Raw genomic sequence first — 16,625 nt, 5'->3', positions numbered from 1 at the left:
CTTTTAGTAGTTAATTGTTTTAGAAAAGCTCAATTCCACGCTCGTAAGAATATCTGCTATTCGTGATCCGGCATTTCCGTTACCATAGAGATCTGAAGAAGGATAATGCTTTTCTTCAATAACAGTTTTCATGGCTTCTAATATTTTCCCCTGTTGATATTCTACATCTAAAACATTTTCTGCCCGGCTTCTTCTATGCTGCCTGTTGCCAATGTTTACTACAGGAATTCCGAGATAGGAACATTCCCGAATACCTGCACTTGAATTTCCTACCAGCGCTTTAGAATTTTTTAGCAACCTTAAAAAATCTGTAGGCTCCATATTTTTGAAGAAATGTATATTTTGTGGCTTTTCCAATTCACGAAACGAGCGAATACCATTGGACGTTCCGTCTGATCCCGCATCTACGTTTGGCCAGAACCAGAAAGCAGGATAATTCAATTCTTTTACCGCTCTCAAGGTTTCGAGAATATGATTTTTTGCCATTTTATACTCGGTGGTAACGGGATGCTGCATCACTACAATGTAACCATCTTTCCAGTTAAGCTCCACTCCCACTCCTCCGTACTTTCGTATTGGATCGAAATTAAGTCCGGGATGTTCTGCTATCTCCTTTGCCAGGTCTATCGAAGGGCAACCTGTATTAATGACCTTATCAGGGTCTTCACCTAATCTGATCACCCGCTTCCTGGCATCTTCCGTACATACCAAATGTAGGTCTGCAAGTTTTGTGTTCGCGTGCCGCACCTTTTCATCAATGCTCCCGGTCACTTCCCCCCCCTGTAGATGTACCAGGGGAATGTTCTGGTATGCAGCCGCAATGGAAGTGGCAATGGTCTCAAATCTATCTGCGATCGTAATGACGGCATCGGGCTGCAGATTATAAAATACGTTAGTTAACTCCATCACACCAATTCCCGTGGTTTTGGCCATGGTGGTGGGGTTCTCCCCCTCAAGAACCATAAACACCTTGGCTGCAATGGAAAAACCATCCTTCTCTATAAAATCCACCGCATTCCCGTACCTGTCCAGAAGCGCCGAACCTGCGATTACCAATTGCAGCTCAAGATCAGGATGAGCCTGAATTGCTGTCAAAGCAGTTTTCACCCTGCTGTAGGAGGGTCGGGCAGTAACGACTACACAAATCTTTCTTTTGGGCATTTACTAATTTTTATACTAAGGACCAAAGTAAAAAAAATTGATGCTGGAATAGTCATTAGTATGAAGCTTTTTCAACTAAACCTCCACCTTACCAGATTATAACCGACGGCAAAATTAAATAGAGATAGAAAAGAAAACTTCGGTAAGGTACTTCACGATGATTAAAGTAAATGATCCTCCTTCAAAAAATCCCACTGGTTCAAGTCTTGTGTTAATTCACTTCCAATCACCTCTTCAAAGCGAGAGGCATCCACTCCATGACCTTTGGGTTTTTTAGCTTCTAAGTCCTCAAATTTCAACTTATATCCTTTCGAAAGCGATTTGTTTACCGCCAGGGATTTTTCGAAAATATTCTTTAAATCTGTAAAACCGGTATTGTCATTTTTGTTTACCGGGTGATCCAGGGCAATTCTAATATTTTGTACTGCGTTTACAAGGTATTTTATTTCTTCTATCTCCAGGGAAGAAGCCGCATCAGGACCAAAACTGCGTCGATCAAAAACCGCATGGAACTCCAAGATCTCTGCACCCAAAGCCGCCGCCGCGATACAAGCCTCTGTTTTCGCTGAATGATCTGAATAACCTACCGGTATTTTATACCGCTCTTTTAATTTTGCCAATACATTTAAGCCGTAATTTTCCGGTGTAGTGGGATATGAGGTTGTGCATTGTAATACCGTCACCTCAACTTTCCGCTTTTTTAAGAAATCCACTGCTGCGTCTAATTCCTGGAAAGAACTCATACCCGATGAAAGAATAACCGGTTTCCCGGTACGGGCTATTTTTTCCAGTAACAGGAAGTTTGTCACTTCCCCCGAACCGATTTTGTATCTCTGAACATCCAGTTCTTCCAGCAAGTCGACGGCCGCATTACTGAAAGGTGAAGCCAAAAATTCCACCCCTCTTTCCTTGCATCTAAATTTCAACAACTTCCACTCTTCCGGTGAGAATTCCATTCGTTTCCAATAGTCGAACCGTGTTTTATCCTGTTCTGAAAATTTTACTCTAAAGGGTTCGTGGATGCTGCTTTCGGCCTCTGCCAGATGTACCTGAAATTTCACAGCGTCTACCCCTGTCTGGGCCAGAGCGTCAATATAAGAAAACGCCATTCCGAGGCTACCTTCATGTGCCTGCCCTATTTCAGCGATCAACTGCATATTGTATTGTTAATAGTTTGGATTTTTTAATTTATTAAACCTGTCTAGAGTCTCTTTGGATACAGGGTCCCGATACCGAAAAACCGAAGGAAGCTCACGAAAATTTAAATGCATGGCTGTAAACCAGCCTTTTAAATATTTCTTATCCTTGAGCGCATATTTTTTAAAATTCATAAAATACAGCCTTCCGATTTTTATCCAGGCCAATGGAAAAGGATAATATACCCAATAAAAATAAGTAGTATTTTTTAACTGTTTCTCAAACCGGTAATAATTTGCTCCACTTCTTTTCCTTAAATCCCTATCCACCCGGTGATTTACCGAGATCCTGTAGGTGTACAGCAGGTCATAACCCAACTCCATAACCTCCAACGCTACACAAGCTTCCTCTCCATAAATATCGATCCATACGGGAAACCCCCTGGTCCGGTCATAAACCTCTTTTTTGATGGCGAAGCCACAACCCATGAAATCCTTAGTCGGATAATCTTTCTTTTCTGCCAACAGCTCCTTTGGGATCTGCTCGTCATATTGATATATACCCTTGATCTCCCTAAAGGCAATAATTCCCAAGTTCTCATTACTTTTAAAAAGAGAAAATGTTTTTTCAACGAAATCCTGTTGCAAAGGATGAGAATCATCATCGAATCCGAAAAGAATTTCCCCTGTAGCTTTTTTGTACAATAAATTTCTGGCTCTCGAAGCCCCTATGCCTTTTTTTGAAACCTGCCACCTGACCTGGGGAAACTCCTCCTGCAGCTCTTCAGAGCCATCGCTGGAGCCATCAAGAAAAACTAATATTTCATTATTGTCTTTCCCGGTACATTTTTCCAGGATCAGAAGGGTCCTACGAAGATCTTCCTTTCTGTTTTTTGAAACTATGAGAATTGAAGCTTTCAATATTCTTTAAGAATTTGATCCAGTTCCTTTTTCAGATAATCTTTGGAAAGGTAGACTTTTAAGTCCTCCCGGTACAGGTAGAAATTTTCAGGATCCTTTCTCCAGCTGTGGTACAACTTTTCTATAAGCCCTGCGATGCACTCCACGTCATTCAGCTCAGACCAATAAAGATAGTCGCTTCCCAGTAATCGCCTGGTTTCACTTTTCTTTGGCCCGAGCAACAGGATCTGTTTCCCGGCAGCTAGGCAGTGCGGAAATTTTCCAGGAAGGAACGGACTTTCAGCAGCTCTGGATTCCAGGATAATATTGACGGAAGCCTGATTCTGCATTTCCTGCACTTCAGTATACGCAACATATCCTTTACTAACATATAATTGCAGGATCTCTTCCTCATATTTTTTCAGCGTCTTAGAATGGCAGGAGGCATTCCCCAACAGTAAGAGCCGACTTTTTTTACGAGCTTCCGGATTTCCTGCGAGGAATTTTTGAAAAGCTTCTATTAGATAGAACGGTGGGCGTTGCTTCATCAGGTTGCCTGCATGTAAAAGGTTGAACATTTCCGGTTCGAAATACTCCGGAAGTTCAAGCTCTCTTTTCTCCGGGTCCCTCAGTTGGTGTGGGATCACCACGCCCTTTTCTTTGAAAGCGACATAATGCTTTTGCATCCATTCCTTCAAAAGCAGGCTGGGAAAGGCGGCCCAGCGACATTTCTCTGCTACCTCCCTAAAAAATTCCATTCGCTGTTTATAACCAGGTTCAGACCAGGTATAGGGCTCGGGATAAATATGAAAAGGATAAGGATCATGTACATAAGCCATCCATTTTTTATGCAGCCGCGGCACTTTCAGCAATGCGAAATGTGGTCTGAAACTGGTCCCTTTGCTGAGGGTCAGGACCAGATTAGGTTTAAAATCCTTCTCAGCTTCAATGGCTTCGGCTATACTTTTGGTATCATTAAAAAAAGTAAAAGAAAATCCAAAAACCGGCTCTAAATGTTTCGCCAGGTTGAGATGGAATCGGTGTTGTATCTTCCGCTGTGCCCGACTTAACAGGAAAAGGAGGTTGAACTTCTTTTCCTTTATCGCGACACACCTTATATCTGGCAGCTGAATTTCCTTTCGGGTGTAGTGATATACCAGTATCTCATATCCAGCATCCTTGAGGTTCAGGATCAACGCCACGTTGGCCTTTGAACCGCTGCTATCCTCCACGTCAATAGATTCAGCAACAACCAGTATTTTCTTTTGTTCAGATGCTTTCAAAGGCGTGACAGATTTGCTGTTAAGCGAAAATAAAGATTAAAAGTGAGATTTTGAGACGTTAAATAGGGCAGGTTAAACAGCCAAAAGTCCAATAATGCACCTTGAACATTAAACGGGGAACGTTGAACGTTCATAGGCCTCCAAGACATCAACGATCCTCTCTGCCGCCTTTCCATCTCCATAAGGATTATCCAGCTGATTTAGATCGGGAGAATTTTCAATTAACCTTACTGCCTCAGCAACTATCTTTGCAGTATCTGTTCCAACCAAAATGGAGAACCCGGCTTCCACCCCTTCCATTCGTTCAGACACTTCCCTGGTAACCAGGACCGGCTTTTTAAAGGCAGGTGCTTCTTCCTGTATCCCGCCGGAATCGGAAATTATAAAAGTAGATTCCTGCATCAACCACAGCATGGTAGGGTAAGCCACCGGATCTATCAAATGGATGTTGCTGTTTTTTTTAAGCAGGTCATACACAGGCTTCCTCACCTTTGGGTTTAAATGTACGGGGTATATGATCTCCACGTCCTCACGTTCTGCAAGTAACAGTAGCGCTCTACAAATATCCTCCAGGCCTTTTCCGAAAGATTCCCTCCTGTGACCGGTGACCAGGATCACTTTTTTTTGGGGATCAAGCTGACGTTTGACATTTCCCCCTTCTTCTTGTAAAGGAATTGCACTAATCTTTTGATGTCCCCACTGGAGGGCATCCACCACCGTATTCCCGGTTTGGTAGATCTGCTCCTCCGGGATCTGTTCTTTTAAAAGATTTGATTTTGACTTTTCTGTTGGTGCAAAGTGCAGGTCGGCAATCCTGGCGGTAAGCTGCCGGTTGATCTCCTCGGGAAAAGGAGCTTTTTTGTTGTAGGTCCTGAGCCCTGCCTCAACATGACCTACTTTTATCCCCCTGTGGAAGGCTGCCATGGCAATGATTGAGGAGGTGGTTGTGTCCCCGTGCACCAGAACCATTTCTGGATCCTCCTTATCAAACACCTTATCTATTGCAGAAAAGATCCTGCTGCTCAGCAAATTAAGAGATTGTTCCGGAAGCATAAGATCCAGATCATACTTGGGTTCCAATTCAAAAAAGATAAGCACCTGGTCCAGCATCTCCCGGTGCTGTGCAGTCACACAGATGTTATGAGAAATATCACGTTTTTTAAGCTCATGAGCAATAGGAGCCATTTTAATGGCTTCTGGACGGGTGCCAAAACAGAGGAGGATTTTCAAACTTACTTATTTAAAAGAATCTTTTTTGTCCGGTGGCCAATAACTATTAATGGATACAGCTCATACAAAATATAATATTTTAACTTCTCAAAGGAACTAACAGGTGCCTTTTTTAGAACATATTGAACTATGGATTTTTCTTTTAGAAAAATTCCCAATTGAACAAAATAGCGAATCAACCGGGGTGTCAATAATTTTTTTTCTGCCAAATTATCCACAACCATTTTTGTAGCGCCTACTTTTGATTCCCTTCGCACAGGATCATTTGCCCAAAACTCCCCGGTATTTGATCGCGGGTGTTTTCTTCCAAAAAACAGGACTTTATCCACTGTTACACCCTTAAAGCCATCACTGAGAATCCTTAAATAACACTCCCACTCTTCAGCATACATCAATTTCTCATTGAATTTATGCTCCTCAAAGCACTCCCTTCTCCACATTACCTGACAAGAATTCAAAGGGATGCGTCCTGTCACAAATTCCTCCAGCTGAGATTCTTCCAGACGCTCCGACACATAATTCCTATCCATATCAAATCGCACATTGAAGTTGCCTGTAAAGACTTCTCTTTCGTATCTGCAAAAATCAATATTTGCCTTAGAGAACTCAGAAACGCAAATTTCAAGGTTCATTGGATGTACAATATCATCATCATCAAAGAAGATCACATAATTACCTTGTGCCCTATTTAGGCCGTCATTTCTACATCCCGGCAAACCTTTTAAATGATCATTCCCTCTTCTGAAGTATTTAAAGCGAGAATCTAAATTTGAAAATGTTTTAACTACTGTCGCAGTATCATCGGTTGAACCGTCATCAATGATCAGGCATTCCCAATTTTTGTAAGTCTGCTGCTGAATACTTTCAAGAGTCTCAGCTATTAAGTGGGCCCGATTAAAAGTGGCTGTTATTATAGAAACTACAGAATCAATCATTAAAAGGTTTTAAACATTTCCATAAAATATTAATGCTGTTTCTTTTATCGTAGCTCAGTAATAACTTTGGCCGATTTGCACAAATAGATAAGAAAGTTTGATAAGTTTGATTTTCAGGATATAAATTAATGTTGGCCCTTGCTCTAATATCAAAATCCTCAACCATTCTTTTAAAGGACAGAAATTCAATTTTGGCTGAAAGAATATGCAATAAATTCTGAAGTTTATGATATTTACTTAATATTCTAGAAACATCTATTTGCTTATATTGATGGATTCGACAAAAAACATCTGCCAAATCATCACAATTATTTATTTCTAGAGAATGGAAAAAATCTGAATACACATTCTTTAACTTATCATTAAAAGCTCTATTCTCCGGAGAGTTAATTCTTTGCAGATTAGAGGACAAGCTTTTCTCATGACTTCTGAAATTATATAAATAATGATCTATATGATGAAATTTACTATGAACACTCGCCCTTAACCAAAAGTCATAATCTTCAACGCTGTGAAAATCTTCATTGTAACCATTGTTCCTTACAAAGACGTCTTTCCTGTATAGAAAAGAAGCACCAATAGAATTTCCAAACACCAAGGATGGGCTGGTGTTTAGATCAAATTTTTTTCTAAACTTCCCGCCTGCTTCAATAATGGTAAAATTACTGTAGACGATATCTGCACGTGAATCAACTAATTCCTTTAACAGAACTTCAACTGCTTTTTCTTCAAAAATATTGTCATGAGAGGTCCAGGTAAGAAATTCTCCTTTGGCAAGCAAATGACCAGCATTTAGACTGGCCGGCAGTTTAATATTCTGAGCATTAGTAATTAATTTAATCCTGCTGTCTTCTTTTCCGAATTTTTCGGCAATAGACAGAGTTTTATCTGAAGAGCCATCATTTACAATAATTAATTCAAGGTTTTTATGACTTTGGCGAAGACAACTCTTTATTGATTTGGCAAGGAATTGCTCCCCATTAAAAACCGGAAGTACAATTGAAACTAGAGGTGCAAAGCTTTCTGACTCAATTTCCATAAATCTTTCTCCACTTTACAGCTATAACTTCGGTAGAAAAATGTTCCTCTACAAAGGATCGAGCTTCAGTTCCCATACGTTTTCTTGCCTTTGTATCTAATAATTTGCTCAGGCTTTTACTCATGCAATCTAAATCAAATTCTGGACAAAGATAACCTGTTTGACCTTCTTTTATAGTGTATTTCACACCTCCGGAATCAAAGGCCAACACTGGCAAACCACAAGCTTGAGCCTCTAAGGTTGCCAAACCTTGTGTCTCTCTTCTACCTTGTTTCACAGGGACTCCTGTAAATATATAGATGTCACTTGCCTGTAGCAGGGCTTTTATTTCTTCCTGATTTTTCCTTCCTACCAGATCTACTACTTCCTCTAGCTGGAGATCTTTAATCATATTCGTTAAACTATTATGTTCTTCTCCTTCTCCCACTATTGTGAAATGGGCATTAATATTTCCATCTATTAATATTTTCACAAACTCTATTCCCAGCCTATGTCCCTTAATTGGATCGAGTCGTCCAACAGTTATTAATTTCAGTGGATTTTTTTTACTCGTAACGTCAATTGGCTGAAAGAAGTTGACATCAACTGGCACAGGTATAATTTTTATATTTTTTCTTCTACATCCCAACGTCTCAATTTTTTCGGCAAGATATGGGGTGTTAGCTACTATTAGATTATTCCCGCGGAACAAATGGTCGTAATATCCATTATTTTCAATAAAACCATTAATAGGAAAAAAAGCATCGTGACCATGAAAAGAAACTATTAATCTTCCTGATATTAGACCAACCCTTTTAATTAAATCTACAGGGTGCACATTGGTTCCATACTGAACATGTATAATATCAAAATGCTGGAATTGCTTATAGAAATCAAATTCATAAATCCAGGTCAGACTAAATTTGGACTTTAACCTAATATATTTCAACCATTTTCCCAGGTCTTTAAAATTCCTTAAAAGTATTTTTAAGGCTTTAAAGAGTCTTGGAATTTTGTTCTTTGGTATATCATATTTGTCAATGATGATTTTTTCATTAATCTTGTATTTCTCCAGCAATTTAGCGTGTGTGCTCTTTTCGAAATCCAAGAGGTCTTGAAGCAAAATGTTTACCTGATGACCTTCCTCTATAGCCAATATAATTTGAGAAAGCACAAAAGTTTCGGTTAAATGAGGAAATTGTTGTGTTTTAAAAAGAATTTGTGCCATAAATCAAAGCTAAGGAATAACCGAGTTCTGAAACAGACCTTTAAACTGAAATGATTCCTTTAAATTTGAGAACTGAATATACTTCAGGAAGTAAATATAGGAGAATCTTTTTTTTTACTAGTTAATGCATCTTAATTACATTCTCTTGGTTCATACGAACCCAAGGCAGGTTGAAAGGCTTATAAATCGCCTGGATGCCCCTTGGACTAAATTTATTGTGCACGTGGATCAAAGGGTGGATATAAACCCTTTTCTCAGTTTGCTGGAAAGTAAAGAAAATGTAGAGTTTATTAAAGCTCCTTACCGGGAAAAAGGAACATGGGGTGACATTGGTATTGTTAAGGCTACTATTAATGCCCTTGAATTAGCATATATCGGAAGAAGTAATGATTACTTTATCTTAATGAGCGGCCAAGACTATCCTCTTCAAAAACCGAAAGAAATTCAAAGTTTTTTTAAAACACACCGCGGTAAAAATTATATTACCTCTTATTCCCTGCCGTACCCTTCATGGGAAAAAGGTGGTATGCATCGAATTGAAAGGTATAAGATTAATAAATCAGAAAAAAGAGGTCACTTCCTTTTTCTGCCTTCTATTTTTGAAGAAGATTTCTACACAAAAAAAACAGCTGGACATATCAATTTCATGAGAAAGACCGGCAAAATTCGTGACATTGGAAAGATATTTATAAAAAGAAAGTTTCCTCAATACCTTAAACCATATGCAGGGAGTCAATGGTGGGCTTTGGAAGGCCGTACTGTAGAACATGTCTTACACTTTATTAAGGATAAACCGGAATATATTGAGTATCACAAATACAGTCTACTGCCAGATGAAATGTTCTTTCAAAGTATTATCCTGTCTGCGGAACAACAATTTTCAACGGAAATTTCTAAGACCTACGTCAATTGGGAACGTCCTTCAGGCCCTCTGCCTGTTACTTTTGGGGAGCATGATTTTATGGAATTGAAACGTGCTGCTGAGGAATATCTTTTTGCGAGAAAATTTGACGCCTCTAGAGACAGTGAAATTCTGGATTTAATTGACCAGCATTTGCTGCATTAATTCACTTCCCTTTAGCTTTTTTCAAGAAGAAATTTCCTTTTTTGAACAATCGACCTGTTATTCTGGCCAATTTAAAATAGGTTTTCGATTTTGTAGAAAAACGCTTCTCAACAATCTCGTCAACCCGTTTAATATGTTTGGATGATTTTTTCATCCTGGTTAACTCAAAACATAAATTCATCATTCCAAAGATCATTTCTTTCTCTGTTTGGAAATCAACCTTATCCGAAATGTCATTATATGTCAACCACCGGTTTTCCAGCATTTCAGCATTGAAATTTTCTGGCGTACGGGTAAGAGTATTCTGTATGGAATTATCGTGAATCCTTCTATAGGTAAGAATCTTATCTATGTAGAAACCTTTTTCGGTGACCAATAACATTTTACAAAAATAATTATAGTCTTGCCAGCTACTCATTCTTTCATTCCACTCAATTTTCTCTGCAACTGATCTGGATAGCATTACGTCATAGGTATACCAGTGAATTTTTGAGAGGATAAAATCTGAAGCTTTGATCCCATAATCTTTCTTTTCGTAGTAGTAGGGTTCATGCTGGTCATCGCCTTTAAAATTTCTGGTTTTTGCAATCACAAAATCAGAATTTGTGGCTTCAAGAGCTTGAGCTTTAACCTCCACGTGATCTGGAGTCATTAGATCATCACTATCAAACCAAACAATATAGTCACCACGGCTTTTGGCAAATCCATAATTGCGACAGGAATTTGCTCCTTTTAATAAATCTTGTGGGCGTGAAAATAATTTAATTCTGCTATCCTTCTGAGAATAGAACTGAATCAACTCTTTTGTACTATCTTGTGAATTGTCATCTACAACTATACATTCCCAATTACTCCAAGTCTGCTTGATTATGGAATCTAATGTTTCCCCCAGCAAATGGCTACGGTTCCGGGTTGGGATAATTATTGAGACCAAATTATTGGAATTTAGTTTCACAGATTTAAGAGTTCTTAGCGTAAACTAACTGAAAATATAGTTTTTCTAATTGATCTCCCAGTTTTTCAGAATCAAATTCACCTTTGACAAACTCACTACCTTTTTTCCCCATCTTAAGCCGTTTGTCTTCATCTATTATAAGCTCTTCGATTTTCGTTACGTATTTTTCAATATTTCCTTCTTCTACGACATATCCTGTCTCCCCATCAATTAAACCGAATTTCATTCCACCTGCAGTAGAAACAATTACCGGTAGTTCCATGGCTTGTGCCTCTTGAATAACCAGACCCTGGGTTTCAGCCCTTCCTGATTTATCATAAATCCCAGGTAGCACAAGTATGTCTGCACTTTCCATATGATTTCGAACTTCCTCCTGAGTAAGAGAACCAAGAAGATTTATCTTATTATTTAATTGTTTTGTTTTGATCAGCTTTTCAAGGCAAGGCCTCATCTCTCCCTCTCCAATGATTTCTAGGTAAACATTATTTATTCCACTTAGCAGAAGCTTATTAAATATCTTAATCATTAAATCAGGACCTTTTAATTCAATTAGTCTCCCTACAAAAAGAATTGTAAAATTTTCTGACTTTTCTTTGCCTTTAAATCTTCTAAATAGTCTGAAATCTAACCCTACTGGTAAGACAGTAATTTTGTTGGGGGGAAACAATTGTTTTAAAAGAGTAGCTGTGTAGGGGGTATTACAAATAAATTGATCTCCATACCGAATTAGTTTAGCATAACTAATTTTATATTTATCTACTAATTCGGGATGAATATCGTATCCATGAAAACTCGTAATTAGCTTTGTATTCTTTATTAAACCCAAAGATTTAAGTTCTGCTAAATAATTACCGTTATGCCCAAAATGAGCGTGAAAAACATCAAATTTTCCTTCCTTTAAAATCCACCAATACCTAATAAAATAGTTCAAATTCAATCCTTTTCTTCCAAATTTTCTGATATTGAAGAGGTTGAACAATTGTAATGGGTTTATATATCCAATATTTAAAAGGACATACTTAAGCAAAGTAAAATATTTTTCCGGGAGTGAAGCCTCTGGTTGACTGTAGTAATGGACCTTTTCAGGCAATTTATTTCTTTTAATACTTCCATGAAGCACTTGCTGATCACCATACCTTCTGGAAAAAATTTTAACGGTATGACCTTTATCTAATAAATCATTAATTTGATTAACTATAAAAGTTTCAGATACTTGAGGAAAGGAGTCTACTATTACCCCTATGCGAAGGTTTTTTTTCTTTTTAAGGTTCATGCTAAAACTCGTTTAACATATGAAATTTTAGCAATAGTTTAATTTTTCTTGATCTTCTTAAGTCTGTTATCGCTCTCTCGTATTTTTCTAACTTTTCGTAATCCTGTAAAAAAGCTGAGTATCCTTCCTGAAGAACCTGTCTTCTTTCCTCTTTTATTCTCTCCTTCATTTCTCCGGAAGAACTTATTCCAAATAAATCAAATCTGCTTAAACATTTGTTGACGTGGAGGTAAGAACAATTTTCCTTACAAACAGCATTTAAAAAGAATTTCCAATCTGAAACAATTTTGAAAGATTCATCAAAACCATCTGCTTTTTGAAGGAGAGATCTTTTAATAAACGTAGCAGGGTGAGGTAGTGACTGGTGCAAAAAATGCGAGAAAGCTAAAATATCGGGGTAAGTATGAACAAACCGACGCTCATGATCATACATTTCTAAATCGAAATAGACCAAATCTCTCCCATCTAAAAACTCTTTTGATGTTGTTAAAATCTCTTTGTCGACTAAAGTATCTCCACTGTTTAAAAATAGGAGATACTCCCCTGATGACTTTGATAATCCTTTATTCATAGCATCATAAATACCAGCATCAGGTTCACTGCACCAAAAATGAAGCTGATGCTTTTTTGATTCAATAAATTCTTTACTACCATCAGTAGATCCACCGTCTATAACGATGTATTCGAAGTCTTGCCAGGTTTGCTCTAGCACACTGCCTACAGTTTCAGAAAGTCCTCTATAGTTGTTCCTGTTAATAGTTATTATGCTTAATAAATTCTCTTTACTCATCTGTGACTTTTTCTATACCAGTTGCTTATAAACATCCAAAGTCTCCTTTCGACATTTACTCCAGGAAAAATCTTTTAACCTTTTATTTCCAGCCAAGACCAATTCTTCTTTTAGAGTGCAGTCATCTAGAATATCGGATAATTTCGCCCTTATTTCCTTTATATCCTTAGGGTTAAAAAAAACGGCAGCGTCTAAAGCAATCTCTTTTAAGGAGCCTCCATGGCTACTGAGAACTGGACAATTCATCGCAAAAGCCTCTAAAAGAGGAAAACCAAACCCTTCATAAAGTGAAGGAAAAACAAAGCATTCAGCATTTTTGTAGAGATAAGCGAGTTCATTATCATTAGTACAGTAATAGTGATGAACCTTTTCTGCCACTCCCAATTCTTTAATCCATTTCTTTTCAATATTATTAAAGTCTGGACCTGTACATACTAGCCTTAGGCCCTTGTTGTCTTTAATAATGGGAGTTACGGCAATTAAAAAAGTTAGGAAATTTTTGTATAGACTTCTGTTCCCGGTAAATAAGATATATCTTTCTTCTTTAAATTCCAGTTGAGGCTTAGAAACTTCTAAGGTGTCAAAACTTGTTCCATGATAAATCACTTGGATCTTACTTTCTGAAATACCAAAAATATCTATAAGATCAATTTTTGTTGTTTCGGAAATAGCAATAATTTTTTCTGCACGGTCACAAAGTCTGCGCTTATTAAAGGAATCAGGAGTAGATCCAAAATATTCAGGAAATCTCTCGTGGATCATATCATGCACTGTCAGAACAAAAGGTTTATCTATACTTTCTAAGAAATAATTGTCATAGTAAGTAGGATGAAAGACATCAAAGTTTCGATTCTTTATTTGCTCTAAATAAAAATTTTCTCTGCTTAAACCTATTGCTGCTTTTTTTTTATTAAAAGGATTGAACCTTGTTTTTAACCTTAGATAAAAATTTCTTTGAAGTGGTTCCTGCTTAAAAAAAGGCATTTGTTCTATGCTGGCATTATCATTTTGAAGCTCCCTAAAATAGCGACTTATGCCCCCAAATTTTTGTCCTTCAAACACCTGATTATCAATAAGAACCTTCATTTATGAACATCGAATTTATATTTTGAAACAGCAGCTTTCACCTTGTTAAAATTTTTATCTGTGGCGGCCAATATGTCCGTATAATAAAAAGTCCTGGTAGAGTTATTTCTGTCCATTACAGAAACGTATGAGTTTAAGTCCTTTACATTCGCGAAATTTGAATTTTCTAGGAGTAAATTTCCGAAATTATCAAAAATAAAAACATGCTTATATCCACCACTTCTCAATACTTCATAGAGATGATTATAACCATTCCTTTGCAATTCTGAATCTATTTGATTTTCCCAAAACAATATTGGCTCTGACTTCTTCAAGATTTCTTTTGCTGATAGTAGTACGTCATAATCATATCCATCGGTGTCAACCTTAAGCAGTTCAACAGAGGAAAATTTTAACAGCTTATCCAGAGTGGTAAATTGTGGTGACTTAGACTCATTATCTCCTTTTATACCTGCAGTTCCATTGGTATGAAAAAATTCTCCCTTTATGTTTCCAGTACCTATAAAAATTTTGTGACTTTCAATTCTGTCTTTTTTAAAAGGAGGTAATGTTTCAATATTCCTTCTTAAATATCCAAAGAATTTTTCGGAAGGTTCAATTGCTACAATTTTATTATTACAATTTTGCAGCATCGCTATCGTTGTATCACCCACATTAGCACCCACATCTACTACAACTCCACCCTCATTTAAAAAACCCACCAGGTGTGGAAGAAATCTGTCGTATAACCTATGCTTCTTTTGAAATATTGGTAATAGATGATCGGGAGGTAACAATAATTCATGGTTTCCAATACGATAAACTATATCGAGCTTTGAACGATCCTTTTTAAAGAATTTTTCAAAAAAGTTCATTTTTTTCTATTCTTGTATTATAAACAGGTAGTCCCTGTAAGATTTCTGTACGTGCCTTCAAATCTAGGTAATTTAACTTTCCATCCTTGTCTCGAGATTGCCTGAATTTGGCATCAACAAAACCGTTCTCTGCCGTCAAAGATTTGAGATCCTTAGCATATTTTCTTTTGACAAAATAGGCATTATTTCCAGCTGTGTTGCAACCAATAAAATCATATCCTTTTTCTGACGCTAAGTCACACAAGGAAAGAATAGAAGCACCAAAATACAAGTTACTATAATGAGCATTTGTCCAATTAAAATCTGCCTGATATGGAATCGTTATAGGTCTTTTATACCCAAACATGCTGTTATACTCCATAATTAAAATAACAGGATCAACGATATGTAGAGCTTTCATGACCCAGTAGTCATTCCCATCAAGGTCGATATGCAAAAGTCCCACCTCTCCTTCTAAACCTTGATCTTTAATTAGCTCATTGATGTTTTCCTTAGTTATAAAAGCATGGACGGCTGACAAATCATGCTTCCAATAAAAATCCTGGCGTTTTATTTTTTCAATATTTTTACGATCTCCGTCCATAACAACACCAGACCAGTTGTTGTTGATTAGGAGAAACCGGGTGTTAGATTCCATGTAGTCACTCACCCCAAATTCAATAAAGGTTCTATTCTTAATATCCAGGTATTTTACAAGATATGCAATAATCCCGTCATCACCCCACTGAGAAAAAACTTTGAATTCTGCATCATGAATATTAATAGCTTTATCTTTTGGCAAAGCAGCACTCCAGATTCTCCCGTTTTGGATTAAAACAAGTTCCTGTTCCTGTTTTAAAGCGTTATTAATTCGGTCTATTTCCAGCTTAATATAGTTCTTGAAAGAACTTCTGATTTTTTTAAACATAATCAAGTTTTTTTAACTCATCCGAAACTGCTTTTTCTATCATGGAAATTTGTTCAGCTGTCAGCTCATACTTATATGATCCCACTTCACCTTTTCTAAAAAACTGTCCTTTTCTATTCCTTTTATCAACTTGGTTGTCAAAGCCCCAATTATTTTCTTTTTGTTGCATAATTTGAAAATTATTACCCGCTACGACTCTTGCCAACATTTCTTCTGGCCGATTAATTCTGAGAAAATCCCCCATTCTTTTTAATTCATAATTGGTATTCTTAACTAAGTCTTCAAATTTAATATGTAGGATTTCCGCATCATAAGGATTTTTCATCCATTCCTGCGTGTGTTTCTTCCATTGAATTAGAAAACTTCTCTCAGGTTTTATCATATCTTCAAAAGGCACTTCAGCAAAAAAATTCTTTTTAAAAAAAAAGTAAGAAACCATTACGTCTCTAGGGTCTCTGGTCAAATAAATCACTCTACGGTATTTTTCGTCTGGTAAATGGTGAGTTTTGAAACAGGTAAAATCTAAAAATCTCTTGTACACTTTTTTGTAATGAACATCAGGAACCAATTCCTGAGTCAGTGAATCAGGCAGATACATTGTATCAATACCGAATAGAAGTCCACTAACGAGATTTTGAACCCAGGTATTTCCCGATTTAGGAAAGCCTGCAATAAATACGTCCTGAGCCCTAGTTTGATTAATTGGATAAAACTTGTTTTCCATCAAAATCCTTTCGGATTGTTGGTTTATTTTCTTCCTAAAATATTTCTTTGGATTCAATTTGGCCCACGATTTTTTCATT

The 16,625-nt window shown here is 37.2% G+C and carries 16 protein-coding genes; 1 reads left to right on the top strand and 15 read right to left on the bottom strand.

What is annotated here, in order from left to right; translation table 11 throughout:
* Positions 1-3: 3 nt before the first annotated feature.
* The 8 genes from neuC to ACXYMT_RS06695 form a co-directional block, all read right to left on the bottom strand.
* Positions 4-1,161, bottom strand: a complete 1,158-nt coding sequence (gene neuC, locus ACXYMT_RS06730; RefSeq protein WP_459058316.1) for a UDP-N-acetylglucosamine 2-epimerase — start codon at positions 1,159-1,161, stop codon at positions 4-6.
* A gap of 161 nt (positions 1,162-1,322) precedes the next feature.
* Positions 1,323-2,318: an N-acetylneuraminate synthase family protein gene (locus ACXYMT_RS06725; protein WP_459058315.1), complete on the bottom strand. Its 996-nt coding sequence runs from the start codon at positions 2,316-2,318 to the stop codon at positions 1,323-1,325.
* 9 nt (positions 2,319-2,327) lie between these two features.
* The gene (locus tag ACXYMT_RS06720; RefSeq protein WP_459058314.1) at positions 2,328-3,218 is read right to left on the bottom strand and encodes a glycosyltransferase family 2 protein; all 891 of its coding nucleotides are present in this window, start codon (positions 3,216-3,218) and stop codon (positions 2,328-2,330) included.
* The gene (locus ACXYMT_RS06715) at positions 3,215-4,480 is read right to left on the bottom strand and encodes a glycosyltransferase family protein (RefSeq protein ID WP_459058313.1); all 1,266 of its coding nucleotides are present in this window, start codon (positions 4,478-4,480) and stop codon (positions 3,215-3,217) included. The genes ACXYMT_RS06720 and ACXYMT_RS06715 overlap by 4 nt, the downstream gene beginning before the upstream one ends.
* 108 nt (positions 4,481-4,588) lie before the next feature.
* Entirely contained in the window at positions 4,589-5,710 is a 1,122-nt protein-coding gene (gene wecB / locus ACXYMT_RS06710) for a non-hydrolyzing UDP-N-acetylglucosamine 2-epimerase (RefSeq protein WP_459058312.1), read from the bottom strand.
* Positions 5,711-5,712: 2 nt separating this feature from the next.
* On the bottom strand, positions 5,713-6,645 hold the full coding sequence (locus ACXYMT_RS06705; RefSeq protein WP_459058311.1) for a glycosyltransferase family 2 protein: 933 nt from the start codon (positions 6,643-6,645) through the stop codon (positions 5,713-5,715).
* Entirely contained in the window at positions 6,638-7,684 is a 1,047-nt protein-coding gene (locus ACXYMT_RS06700) for a glycosyltransferase family 2 protein (RefSeq protein ID WP_459058310.1), read from the bottom strand. Before ACXYMT_RS06700 ends, ACXYMT_RS06705 begins: the two co-directional genes overlap by 8 nt.
* A complete protein-coding gene (locus ACXYMT_RS06695) occupies positions 7,674-8,891 on the bottom strand; it encodes a glycosyltransferase (protein WP_459058309.1) in 1,218 nt (405 codons plus the stop codon). The genes ACXYMT_RS06700 and ACXYMT_RS06695 overlap by 11 nt, the downstream gene beginning before the upstream one ends.
* A gap of 145 nt (positions 8,892-9,036) precedes the next feature.
* Between ACXYMT_RS06695 and ACXYMT_RS06690 the strand changes: the two genes are divergently transcribed.
* A complete protein-coding gene (locus tag ACXYMT_RS06690; protein WP_459058308.1) occupies positions 9,037-9,957 on the top strand; it encodes a beta-1,6-N-acetylglucosaminyltransferase in 921 nt (306 codons plus the stop codon).
* A 1-nt stretch (position 9,958) separates the two neighbouring features.
* Here ACXYMT_RS06690 and ACXYMT_RS06685 read toward each other — a convergent pair whose 3' ends face one another.
* Genes ACXYMT_RS06685 through ACXYMT_RS06655 form a run of 7 tightly spaced genes read right to left on the bottom strand, consistent with a single transcriptional unit; the run spans position 9,959 to position 16,624 of the window.
* Complete coding sequence (locus ACXYMT_RS06685; RefSeq protein WP_459058307.1) at positions 9,959-10,891, bottom strand: glycosyltransferase family 2 protein; 933 nt, start codon at positions 10,889-10,891, stop codon at positions 9,959-9,961.
* Between the two features lie 25 nt (positions 10,892-10,916).
* Complete coding sequence (locus ACXYMT_RS06680; RefSeq protein ID WP_459058306.1) at positions 10,917-12,185, bottom strand: glycosyltransferase; 1,269 nt, start codon at positions 12,183-12,185, stop codon at positions 10,917-10,919.
* A 1-nt stretch (position 12,186) separates the two neighbouring features.
* Positions 12,187-12,975 carry a glycosyltransferase family 2 protein gene (locus ACXYMT_RS06675; RefSeq protein WP_459058305.1) on the bottom strand — a complete coding sequence of 263 codons (789 nt, stop codon included), beginning with the start codon at positions 12,973-12,975 and terminating at the stop codon, positions 12,187-12,189.
* Positions 12,976-12,987: 12 nt separating this feature from the next.
* The gene (locus tag ACXYMT_RS06670) at positions 12,988-14,061 is read right to left on the bottom strand and encodes a glycosyltransferase family 4 protein (protein WP_459058304.1); all 1,074 of its coding nucleotides are present in this window, start codon (positions 14,059-14,061) and stop codon (positions 12,988-12,990) included.
* Positions 14,058-14,915 carry an FkbM family methyltransferase gene (locus ACXYMT_RS06665; protein WP_459058303.1) on the bottom strand — a complete coding sequence of 286 codons (858 nt, stop codon included), beginning with the start codon at positions 14,913-14,915 and terminating at the stop codon, positions 14,058-14,060. The genes ACXYMT_RS06670 and ACXYMT_RS06665 overlap by 4 nt, the downstream gene beginning before the upstream one ends.
* The gene (locus ACXYMT_RS06660) at positions 14,902-15,822 is read right to left on the bottom strand and encodes a hypothetical protein (RefSeq protein WP_459058302.1); all 921 of its coding nucleotides are present in this window, start codon (positions 15,820-15,822) and stop codon (positions 14,902-14,904) included. Before ACXYMT_RS06660 ends, ACXYMT_RS06665 begins: the two co-directional genes overlap by 14 nt.
* On the bottom strand, positions 15,815-16,624 hold the full coding sequence (locus ACXYMT_RS06655; RefSeq protein WP_459058301.1) for a sulfotransferase domain-containing protein: 810 nt from the start codon (positions 16,622-16,624) through the stop codon (positions 15,815-15,817). Before ACXYMT_RS06655 ends, ACXYMT_RS06660 begins: the two co-directional genes overlap by 8 nt.
* Position 16,625: the final 1 nt, after the last annotated feature.

The organism is Salinimicrobium sp. CAU 1759, from assembly GCF_054482715.1.
Note: the sequence above shows the minus strand (reverse complement) of the source record. Positions and strands in the feature narration are given on the sequence as shown.